The sequence below is a fragment of the Pantoea sp. CTOTU50773 genome, from assembly GCF_032082325.1.
Classification (GTDB): domain Bacteria; phylum Pseudomonadota; class Gammaproteobacteria; order Enterobacterales; family Enterobacteriaceae; genus Pantoea; species Pantoea communis.
Map to the genome: position 1 here is coordinate 1 of NZ_DAMDQC010000156.1, position 10,117 is coordinate 10,117.

Genomic DNA, 10,117 nt, shown 5'->3' on the forward strand with positions numbered 1-10,117 from the left:
TGGCGTCGGGGCAACTTCTGCCGCTTTCACCACCACCGTACAGCCGGCAGCGATGGCAGGCCCGATTTTCACCGCGGAGAGAAACAGCTGACTGTTCCAGGGAATAATGGCCGCAACCACCCCCACCGGTTCGCGTTTGATCCAGGTTTCCATATCGGCTTTGTCGATGCTGAGCGTGGCGCCGTCCATCTTGTCGGCCAGTCCGGCATAGAAGCGATAGTATTCCGCCACGTAGGCTATCTGCGCCTGGGTTTCACGGATAATTTTGCCGGTATCGAGCGTTTCCAGACGTGCCAGTTTTGGCGCGTCGCGTTCAATCAAATCCGCCAGCTTCAACAGCAATTTGCCGCGCGCACCGGCGGTTAATCCACGCCACGCGTCAGATTCAAAAGCACGTGCCGCAGCCTGAACTGCGCGATCGGTTTGCTCGCCGCGCGCTTCGGCAATGCTGGCCCACGGCTCTGCGGTGGCCGGGTTCAGCGAGGTGAACGTCGCGGCACCCGCGTCAAATTTGCCATCGATGTAGAGTTTGAAGGATTCCATGACGTCTCCGCTTAGTGAAATGCAGGTGCAACGTTTTGAATAAAGCGTTCCAGCGAAGCTTTTTTGCGCCCGAAGGTCATACCGCTGTCCAGCCACAAGGCGTACTCATCGTAGCCCATCGCCTCATAGTTTTTCAGGCGCGCGATCACCTGGTCAGGATTACCGATCGCCAGGTTTTTCCGCATGCCTTCCACGCTGTAATAGGTGTTCGCCGCGATCTCTTCTTCCGTCAGCGGCTTAATCAGGCCTTGCTCCACCGGGCGCTCGTTCTTAAACCAGGCGCCGAAGTAGTTATAAAAACGATTGAGCTCAACAGCGGCTTGCTGCGCATCTGCCTCATCCTCCGCGATGAATCCATGCTGCAGCAGCATGATTTTCAGCGGCTGATCGGGTGCGTATTCACGGCAGGCATCTTTAAAGGTGGTGATCAGGCGCGTGATCTCCTCTTCCCCCTGATGCAACGGCGTACACTGCACGTTGCAACCGTTCTTCACCGCAAACTCATGACTGTTCGGATCGCGGGCGGCGACCCAGATCGGCGGATGCGGCTGCTGTTTAGGCTGTGGCGATGACGTCGTAGACGGGAAATTCCAGAACTCACCCTTGTGTTCGTAATCCCCTTTCCACAACGCTTTCACTGCCGGAACCAGCTCTCGCATACGCTGGCCCGCTTCCCAGGCATCCATTCCCGGCATCAGACGCTCGTATTCATAGGAGTACGCACCGCGTGCAATCCCGAGGTCCAGACGCCCTTTGGTGATCAAGTCCGTCATTGCCGCTTCGCCCGCCAGGCGGATCGGATGGGTGAATGGCGCAATGATGGTGCCAGTGCCCAGACGCACGTTTTGCGTGCGGCTGGCGATATCCACCAGATTGATAAATGGGTTCGGCGCAATGGTGAAGTTCATACCATGGTGTTCACCGGTCCAGATAGCGTGCAAACCGCCTTTATCCGCGATTTCACACAGTTCCATCATTTCATCGTACAGCTGGTCCTGCGCGTCATCCGCTGACACGCGTTCCATATGTAGGAACAGGGAAAGTTTCATACCACCTCCTGATGAGACGGAGTAAAGAAGTGGCGCACTGAGCCCTCAACTTCATCGCCGTAATAAAGGCCGTAATTACCGACGGCATTTTCGCGGATAAACCGATCGACCAGCGATTTCAACGCGCTGTCCGGCACCGGCAGTTGTGCCAGCGTGTGGACATCCACCCATTCGCCCTGCTGCACCGCTGGCAAGGTGCTGCCGGTTGGTTGCGCGCAGAGGAACACGATATGCTGCTGTTTCATCTGGCGGTCTTCCCAGATGGAGTAGACAAAACCCGGGCTGGCTTCGATGTTAAGTCCATCGAACACCTGCTTCAGGGTGTCACTGACGCTGCGGTTATTCACCGTTTGCGACGGCAGGCCGTAACCCTTCTCTTTTTTCAACACCCGCGCCTGGCCCGCCGATTCAATCAACGCACTAACCGCCTCGTTAGGACCGGCAATCAGAGACTCGGCATTCTGATAAGGCGTGAGGTACGCGCCGCGATAGTAGCCCAGCCCCGGGGTGCCGCAGGACTCGAACTGCTCAACTTTGCCGATCAGGATCGCGTGGTCACCGGCATCCACCACCTGATGCATCGCGCATTCAAACCAGGCGGAGCTGTCATCCAGCAGCGGTGTGTTGAACTCTCCTTTACGCCACTTCACCAATGAGAAGCGATCGGCAATCTTCTGCGCGAAGGTGTTCGACGTCTCTTTCTGCTGCTCCGCCAGGATGTTAATAGCGAAGTGCGGGCACTGAGTGAAGTTGTCGAAATTGGCGGAGCGCTTATCGATGCTCACCAACAGCAGCGCGGGATCGAGCGATACCGAAGAAAACGAATTGGCGGTAAAACCAATCGGCTGCCCCTGCGCATCGTTGGTGGTGACCACAGTGACACCGGTCATGAAGGCGCCAAAGGCGTCGCGTAACTGTCTGCGTTTATCTGCGTCCATAAGTTACTCCTTTACAGGCTCTTTTTGCGTGACGGCGGCAGCAACCGGATTGAGGAACGATAAAATCTCTTCGTTCACGCGGTCGGCATCCGTCAGGTTCAACATGTGTTTAGCGTTAGCGACCACTACCGCCTGCCCCTGGCGCGCGGCCTGGGCCATCTGGCGCGTCATGTCTGGATTCGAATTGGCATCCAGTTCACCGGTCATCACCAACACCGGACATTGCATTTCGTTCCAGCGTTCTGAATAAAAGCGATCTCCGGCCGCAAACGCCTGATAGGCGCGGGCATAGCCGTCGAGATTCACCTGCTGCAACCACGCGCCCACTTTTTTACGCAGGGGCTGTTCGTGGTGATCGTCACTGAACCAGCGATCAAGCGGGGCATCGAGCCGCACATTGCCGCTGGCCAGCTCTTGTGCCCGCTGCAACACGGCGTTGCGTGCCGTGTCGTTACGTTTGAACACGCCGCTCATCACAATCGCGTGATTCACCAACTGGGGATAATCGATGGCAATCCCGGCGGTAATCAGCGCCCCCATTGAGTGTCCGGCCACGGCAAAGCTGGATTCCGGTTGTGTCTTCAGGAACAGGGCCAGCCACTGCACGTAATCTTTCAGGGTGGCGGGATGGCGAAAACCGCTGCTTTCGCCATGGCCCGGCATATCCACCGCGATCACGCGGAAATAGCGACTCAGCACGTCCATTTGCGGGAACCAGGCGTCAGCGTTCATGCCGACGCCGTGGATCAACACCAGCGGCGTGCCTTGTCCAGCCTCCAGATAACTCACCTGGAGACCTAACTCAGATAGCTGCTGGGTTTTTCTGGTCATGGCCTAACTCTTTCAGGTCAAGATAACGGTTGCCGATGCGATGATGCGGACGGCCGCCCAGTGCCGCGCCCAACGCGATCACAATCTCATCGCTGAATGGCGCATCATTGATGTTGAACTGCATGGTGAGGTAGTGCTCGCGAGTCCCTTCATCATCGGTGCCCATCATCGGCACCAGAATGGGCGTATTGGCTGGACCGCGGGTGTTGTTAAAGGCCAGATAGGTTTTACCCTTTACCGCTGAGCGGTAATGGTTGCCGAAATGCAGGGTGTGAATCAGCGCTGACGCGTGCTCCAGTTCGCCGTTCAGACCGACGACGGCGCTTTTGCCATAAGCCACAACCTTGTCGCCGCCGCCCGCTTCTTTCACGATTAACCCGGTCAATAACTCGCCCAATACGGGTGCCATTTCACGAATCTTAGGGGCGAGATCTTCCACGAAACCCTCACCTGCCCACGGATTTTTCACCACGGCAGCCGCCGCAATCATCACCAGCGGTGTCGTCGCCGCTTTGCCGCCGTCGGAGTAAATGGTCTCGGTGGTAACGAACGTCTTGCGTATATCTGGATGCATGGTCAGAACCTCATTCAAGTTAACGGTTTGTTAATCTGGTGTGTCGGGAAGTGATATAACACTGAGATTTCTGGCATGTCAAAAGTTGGTATACCATCATACGGTATTAAATTTTCCGGCGTTTTTGCTATGCTTAAGCGATGCAAAACCCCGCCATGACTGGGGGGATGAGGATCAAAAAGGCAATGTGTCACCGGCGGTTTGAGCAGCGAGATGAGTGTGATTGAGGTCATAAAAATCACACGAATTATCCGGGCAGTCGTTTCATAACGGCATGAATTCACGAGATTTTGATTATTCCTCAAGGATATTTTTATTTCGTGCTCAGACCGCATGATGAAACTGTGAGCTAACGCTGATTTCAACGGGCGGGCCGGTGAGAAGTCGATAGGCGGTGGTAGCAAAGAGAGTAAAGGCGGCGTTGCTTTCAGAACGGAAACAGTGCTAATAGTTAAAACGCTTGCAGGACATGACATTGACTTCAGGCTGAATTTTTAAATTTCAACGAAGAGACGATTATGGATGCGAGTCATTCCCTAAAAATTGAAAATACGCCGGTGACGTTACGTGAACTGGCGTTGGCTAAAGTTCGTCAGGCCATTATCTCGGGATACTTTAAAGCTGGCGACCGTTTGGTTGAGCGCTCACTGTGTGATGAATTAGGTGTAAGCCGTACCGTGGTGCGCGAAGTGATTCGCTATCTGGAAGCGGAAGGTTTAATTGAAAACCTGCCGAAAAAAGGCCCGATTGTGGCGATATTAACCTGGGAAGTGGCCGAGCAGATTTACGATATTCGTATCCTGCTGGAATCCGAAGCGGCGAAGGATTGCGCAAAATTAGCCACCAGCAGTGATAAAAAGAATCTGCACAAGAAACTCCTGCGCATTGCTAAAGCCTCGCACGATCATGATGATATTGAACGCGTTGAAGCGTCTCAGGCCTTTTATGAAGCACTCTTTTCCATTGCAAAACATCATATTGCGTGGGAAATCGTCCAGCGTCTTAATAGCCGTATCAGTCGACTGCGCGCACTGACCCTGCGCAGTCCGGAGCGCCAGGTGGCGGGTTTTGAACGTATGTCGCGAATTTATGAAGCGATTGAAGAGAACAATGCCGAACACGCGAAAGAGGCCGTCAAACAGCATCTTTCAGAAGCGGCCACGCTGGCTAAATCTATTCTGACTGCCGAGGAAAAATAATGTCTGCTTATTGGATCGCCCACGTCAATATTGAGGATGCACAGCAGTACCAGAATTATATTGAGCTGGCACCGCTTGCGTTTAAAAAATATCAGGCGAAATTTATCGCTCGCGGTGAAAATGCCACCTCACTTGAGGGCGATGAATTTAAGAAACATGTGATCATTGAATTCCCCGATTATCAAACGGCGCTGGACTGCTATCATTCTGACGAGTATCAGTTAGCCAAAAAGCAGCGTGAGAACGTGGCAACGGCCATGATTACCATTGTGGATGGGCTGGCGTAGGTTTTTGGGTAGCAATATTACTCAAGTAGCAGCAATGATGAGAAGCATAGAGGACGGGTATGAGGGTATCTCGACTACTTGCTCACCATCCTTGTGAAAGAATTGGATGGCTGCATTTAGGTGGGTGGCCTGATTCAGGCCATTATCCTTGCGCGCACCCTCACCTTTTACAGCCCAAAATCGCTTTAACTCTCCAGATTGCCAATCACCCCATAATCTGAACACAGATCACAAAATCGGCACGCATAATTTTGTAATCGATTACTTTAAGTTAATTTGTAATCGATTACTTATGATAAGGAGCTGAATTAAGATGAAAAAAATGATGGTTTTGGCTGGGATATTATTCATGTTGAGTGCTGTGCCCTCGCAGGCGTCAGCAGCAGGTGTTGAAGATGAAATTGGACTGCAGATGTACACCTTACGTAATGTCGGCACCCCGGCAGAACAGTTCGTCATGGCCCATAAAGCGGGCTTCGAGCACGTTGAGCTGGTAGGCACGCAGGGTCTGGCAGCCAAAGAGCTGAAATCCTTGCTGGATAAAAATCACCTGACCGTAACCTCATCCCACGTGCAATTAACGGCACTGGAGAGCGACTACACGCAGACCGTGGCGTTCAATAAAGCGGTGGGTAATCACACCATCGTGGTTCCGTGGATCAAACCGGAAGATCGCCCGGACAGCACCAAAGCATGGATAGACTATGCACAACGCCTGGATAAACTCGGCGCGAAACTGCGTAAAGACGGCATGCAGCTCGCTTACCACAATCATAATTTCGAGATGAAAAAGTACGATGGCGTGACCGCGCTTGAGATCATCTTCAATCACTCACGGGCAGAAAATCTGAAACTGGAGATGGACGCGGCGTGGGTTTCACGCGGCGGTCAGGATCCGGCGCGCCTTTTGAAAGAGTATCCGGGACGGATCTATGCGATCCACGCCAAGGATAATGCGTCGATTGGTATCCGCGACGATGAGATGAATTTTGCGCCGCTGGGCGAAGGCTTGCTGGACTGGAAAACCATTCTGCCTGCCGCCAAAGCCAGCGGCGTGAAGTGGTTTATCATTGAGCACGACAAGCCGAAGGATGCCTGGAGCATCATCACCACTTCACATCAGAATCTGCGTGCGGCGCTGGAAAAACTGCCGCATTAAGCGATCAGGCACTGGCGCGCACGATCAGGCGCCAGTCCATCATGACGCGCTCAGTTGGCGATTGCGGGTCGTCAATCTTCTGCAGCAGTAGGCTGAACGCGGTCCGCCCGATATCGCGTGATGGCTGCGCGATGGTGGTCAGAGGCGGAGAGATCATTTCAGCCAGTTCCGACCCGTCAAAGCCTGCAACGGCGATATCTTGCGGCACCTGATGTCCCGCGGCCTGGATAGCGGCCATCGCCCCGGCAGCCAGTGTGTCGGAGACGGCAAATACCGCATCAGGCTGTGTATCTGCGCTGAGTAACGCTTCCATCGCGCGCTTGCCAGCGTTAAAACTCAGCTCACTCGCGTAACTCACCGCCTGCCAGGACAGACCGCGCTGTTCCAGTTCCTGCTGATAACCCTGCTGACGCAGTTGGGCGTACTTATAGCTCAAATCATGATTGATCAGGGCAATGCGTTTGCGTCCGCTGGCCACCAGATGCGCCACCAGCTGGCGCGAAGCATGAACATCATCAATACCCACACAGGAGATATCGCCGGCATCGGCGTATTCGGCACACTGCACCCAGGGCATGTTGCCGATCAGCTGTGTTAGTTCAGTCAGGGTGGTGAAAGCATCCATGGTGATCACCCCATCGACCATTTTGCCTGCCAGCAGTTGCAGGCTTGAGCGGGAGCGATTGATGTCCGATCCGGAGTTACACAACAGAATGCGGTAGCCATTCTGCTCGGCCTGCTCTTCGATACCTTTCACAATTTCAGCGCAAAACGGGTTGGAGATATCAGAAACCAGCACCAGCACCATGGAGCTCCGCGCCGTGCGCAGCTGACGGGCTAACAGATTTGGCTGGTAGTTGCTGGCTTTAATGGCTTCCAGCACCTTATCCCGGTTCTTATCCTTTACGGTGTCACTGTTATTAAGCACGCGTGACACCGTGGCCACGGAAACACCGGCCAGCTTCGCGATTTTCTGAATGGACATGATGACTCAACTTCCTGCGTCAGTTTCTGAATTGCAGGCTACCATAAATCGACGCGTGACAATAAGTTAGGCGGGGTGGCTTATGCGGAAGATCAAGCGCGCCGGAACGCGCCTGTGTATCAAATGCTGACGCCGACCCAGCGTTGATCGCGATGGCTTTTTACGATCGCCTCAACGATGGCCATCACCTGCGCGCCGTCGCTGAAGTCAGCAAAGTGTCGTTCATCTTGCGCCGGCATTTCACCCTTCTCCACCGCCTGATAAAACTGCTGCATCATGGCGCGAAATGCATCGGGCCAGCCTTCGATGTGCCCGCCAGGAAAACGGGCACGGGCGGCAACATCGCGGTTCATCAACGACGCATCGTCCGTCAGGGTTTGATTGGCCTGATGACGATGACCGACCCACAACTGTTGTGGCACTTCCTGATCCCACGCCAGCGAGGCCTGACTGCCACACACCTCCAGATAAAGGCGATTTTTGCGCCCCGCCGCCACCTGTGACACGCTCAGACAGCCTTTACTGCCATCATCGAAGCGCAGCAGCACAAAGCCCAGATCTTCCGTATTCACCGGACAATCCTGATACTGAGCCTGCTGTGTCTGCGCGCTAAAGGTGGCCTGACCCGCCAGATTGGCTTTGCGGGTGGGCCAGACGATGGCGAGGTCAGCCATCACCGCCACTATCTTGCGGCCTGTAACAAACTGTATGGTGTCGCACCAGTGAGAACCGATATCCGCTACTGCACGCGATGCACCGCCCTTGTCGGCCTCCACACGCCAGTTGTAATCCGTCTCTTCCAGCATCCAGTCTTGTAAGTAGCTGCCCTGAACGGCAAAGGTGCGGCCCGTTTCGCCGCTGCGCACCATGCTCGCGGCTTGCTGGACCATGGCAAACTGTCGGTACACGAAGCTGACCCCGTTGACCACGCCTGCCTGTTCTGCCAGTGCCACTAATTCACGCGCTTCGCCCATCGTCATGCAAAGTGGTTTTTCCGAGAACAGGTGCTTACCGGCGAGTAAAACCTGCTTATTGATGGCAGCATGAAGGTGATTGGGCGTGCAATTGTGCACAGCATGCAGCTCTGGATGCTGTAAAAAGGTGACAATGTCACCATAGGCGTGCGGCACGTGCAATTGCGCCGCCTGGGCTTGTGCTTTCTCCAGCGTGGAGTCGCACAGAGCCACGACATTGATGTTGCCGAGGCGACGTAGTGCCTCAATGTGCGCGGGGCCGATAAATCCGCTGCCGATAATTCCGACATTAATCATTTACGACTCCTCATTAAGTCCGAGCTGTGCACGGATACTGCCGCTGTCATCCTGCGCGGCAAAATCATCAAAGGCTCGACTGGCGACCGGAATGATGTGACGTTGAATGAATTCAGCCCCTTCCCGTGCACCGGTTTCCGCATCTTTTAGGCAGCATTCCCACTCCAGTACCGCCCAGCCGTTGAAATCGTACTGCGCCAGTTTGCTGAAGATGCTTTTGAAATCAATCTGCCCGTCGCCTGGCGAACGGAAACGCCCGGCGCGATCGATCCAGTTTTGATAGCCGCCATACACCCCGCTACGACCGTTGCGCTGATACTCCGCATCTTTGACGTGGAAGGCTTTAATACGCGAATGATAGATATCGATGAACTGCAGGTAATCAATGTGCTGAAGATGCAGATGGCTGGGATCAAACAGGATATTGCAACGAGGATGGTGGTTCACCTGTTCAAGGAAACGCTCAAAGGTGGCGCCATCGTGCAGGTCCTCGCCTGGGTGTAATTCGTAACACACATCCACGCCATGCTGATCATACACATCCAGCACTGGCTGCCAGCGACGGGCGAGTTCCTTAAAGGCCTCATCCAGCAACTGCGGGTTGTGCGGCGGCCACGGGTAAACATAGGGCCAGGCGAGCGAGCCAGAGAAAGTGGCATGGGCAGTCAGTCCAAGTTTACTGGAGGCGACTGCGGCATGTTTGACCTGCTCGATCGCCCAGGCCGTGCGCGCTTCCCGCTTGCCGCGCAGGTGTGCCGGTGCAAAATTATCAAAGGCAGCGTCATGCGCAGGATGCACGGCAACCAACTGCCCTTCCAGATGCGTCGATAACTCGCTGATGCTGAGGCCATACTGCTTCAGCAATCCCAGCACTTCATCGCAGTAAGTCTGGCTGGTGGCTGCGCGTTGCAGATTAAATATCGCCGGGTGATTGCACGGGATCTGCAATGCCTGAAATCCCAAAGCGGATGCCCATTTCGCCAATCCTTCCAGTGAATTGAACGGGGCATCAGCGCCGATAAACTGTGAAAGGAAAATGCCCGGACCTTTTAACGTTTTCAAAAACCACCTCCAGTAACAACAAAAACTCAATCGCGATACTTAAATGTGAACATAAACAGCAGGGCAATCACGGCAGCCGCGATCGCCGGGATCCACCAGAATATGCCCCAACTGGCGGCCGATACCTGACCCGCGACCAGATGGTTATACAGCGCACCTGAAATCTGTGATCCCAGCAGCATGCCGATACCGTAGGTGAACATCACAATCATGCTCTGC

Annotated in this window: 11 protein-coding genes and 1 pseudogene; 3 read left to right on the forward strand and 9 right to left on the reverse strand. The window is 54.4% G+C overall.

Annotation, left to right across the window (positions count from 1 at the left end):
* From RT340_RS18970 to RT340_RS18990, 5 genes are all read right to left on the reverse strand, one after another.
* On the reverse strand, positions 1-543 hold a 543-nt coding region (locus tag RT340_RS18970), incomplete at its 3' end, for an aldehyde dehydrogenase family protein (protein WP_313377493.1).
* Between the two features lie 11 nt (positions 544-554).
* On the reverse strand, positions 555-1,592 hold the full coding sequence (locus tag RT340_RS18975) for an LLM class flavin-dependent oxidoreductase (protein WP_097119756.1): 1,038 nt from the start codon (positions 1,590-1,592) through the stop codon (positions 555-557).
* Entirely contained in the window at positions 1,589-2,530 is a 942-nt protein-coding gene (locus RT340_RS18980; protein WP_313377494.1) for a flavin reductase family protein, read from the reverse strand. The genes RT340_RS18975 and RT340_RS18980 overlap by 4 nt, the downstream gene beginning before the upstream one ends.
* Positions 2,531-2,533: 3 nt before the next feature.
* The gene (locus RT340_RS18985) at positions 2,534-3,361 is read right to left on the reverse strand and encodes an alpha/beta fold hydrolase (protein WP_211729747.1); all 828 of its coding nucleotides are present in this window, start codon (positions 3,359-3,361) and stop codon (positions 2,534-2,536) included.
* A complete protein-coding gene (locus RT340_RS18990; RefSeq protein ID WP_034827626.1) occupies positions 3,333-3,935 on the reverse strand; it encodes an amino acid synthesis family protein in 603 nt (200 codons plus the stop codon). The genes RT340_RS18985 and RT340_RS18990 overlap by 29 nt, the downstream gene beginning before the upstream one ends.
* Before the next feature lie 518 nt (positions 3,936-4,453).
* Between RT340_RS18990 and RT340_RS18995 the strand changes: the two genes are divergently transcribed.
* The 3 genes from RT340_RS18995 (at position 4,454) to RT340_RS19005 (ending at position 6,580) form a co-directional block, all read left to right on the forward strand.
* Complete coding sequence (locus tag RT340_RS18995) at positions 4,454-5,134, forward strand: GntR family transcriptional regulator (RefSeq protein WP_097119759.1); 681 nt, start codon at positions 4,454-4,456, stop codon at positions 5,132-5,134.
* Positions 5,134-5,421 (forward strand): DUF1330 domain-containing protein, encoded by a 288-nt coding sequence (locus RT340_RS19000; protein ID WP_034827637.1) that lies wholly within the window; start codon positions 5,134-5,136, stop codon positions 5,419-5,421. The genes RT340_RS18995 and RT340_RS19000 overlap by 1 nt, the downstream gene beginning before the upstream one ends.
* A 349-nt stretch (positions 5,422-5,770) precedes the next feature.
* The gene (locus RT340_RS19005; RefSeq protein WP_313377495.1) at positions 5,771-6,580 is read left to right on the forward strand and encodes a sugar phosphate isomerase/epimerase; all 810 of its coding nucleotides are present in this window, start codon (positions 5,771-5,773) and stop codon (positions 6,578-6,580) included.
* A 4-nt stretch (positions 6,581-6,584) separates the two neighbouring features.
* Here the strand turns inward: RT340_RS19005 and RT340_RS19010 are convergent, their stop codons facing one another.
* The 4 genes and pseudogenes from RT340_RS19010 to RT340_RS19025 form a co-directional block, all read right to left on the reverse strand.
* The gene (locus RT340_RS19010; RefSeq protein WP_211729745.1) at positions 6,585-7,565 is read right to left on the reverse strand and encodes a LacI family DNA-binding transcriptional regulator; all 981 of its coding nucleotides are present in this window, start codon (positions 7,563-7,565) and stop codon (positions 6,585-6,587) included.
* Positions 7,566-7,684: 119 nt separating this feature from the next.
* A complete protein-coding gene (locus RT340_RS19015) occupies positions 7,685-8,836 on the reverse strand; it encodes a Gfo/Idh/MocA family protein (protein ID WP_211729744.1) in 1,152 nt (383 codons plus the stop codon).
* Positions 8,837-9,898 carry a sugar phosphate isomerase/epimerase gene (locus RT340_RS19020; RefSeq protein WP_313377496.1) on the reverse strand — a complete coding sequence of 354 codons (1,062 nt, stop codon included), beginning with the start codon at positions 9,896-9,898 and terminating at the stop codon, positions 8,837-8,839. It abuts the gene before it with no gap.
* Positions 9,899-9,924: 26 nt separating this feature from the next.
* Positions 9,925-10,117: pseudogene (locus RT340_RS19025) on the reverse strand (MFS transporter); the annotation flags it as partial.

Excerpts from the sequence above, each read along its gene's own strand:
- RT340_RS18975 (WP_097119756.1), bottom strand. The coding sequence starts at position 1,592 with ATGAAACTTTCCCTGTTCCTACATATGGAACGCGTGTCAGCGGATGAC.
- RT340_RS18980 (WP_313377494.1), bottom strand. The coding sequence starts at position 2,530 with ATGGACGCAGATAAACGCAGACAGTTACGCGACGCCTTTGGCGCCTTC.
- RT340_RS18985 (WP_211729747.1), bottom strand. The coding sequence starts at position 3,361 with ATGACCAGAAAAACCCAGCAGCTATCTGAGTTAGGTCTCCAGGTGAGT.
- RT340_RS18990 (WP_034827626.1), bottom strand. The coding sequence starts at position 3,935 with ATGCATCCAGATATACGCAAGACGTTCGTTACCACCGAGACCATTTAC.
- RT340_RS18995 (WP_097119759.1), top strand. The coding sequence starts at position 4,454 with ATGGATGCGAGTCATTCCCTAAAAATTGAAAATACGCCGGTGACGTTA.
- RT340_RS19000 (WP_034827637.1), top strand. The coding sequence starts at position 5,134 with ATGTCTGCTTATTGGATCGCCCACGTCAATATTGAGGATGCACAGCAG.
- RT340_RS19005 (WP_313377495.1), top strand. The coding sequence starts at position 5,771 with ATGTTGAGTGCTGTGCCCTCGCAGGCGTCAGCAGCAGGTGTTGAAGAT.
- RT340_RS19010 (WP_211729745.1), bottom strand. The coding sequence starts at position 7,565 with ATGTCCATTCAGAAAATCGCGAAGCTGGCCGGTGTTTCCGTGGCCACG.
- RT340_RS19015 (WP_211729744.1), bottom strand. The coding sequence starts at position 8,836 with ATGATTAATGTCGGAATTATCGGCAGCGGATTTATCGGCCCCGCGCAC.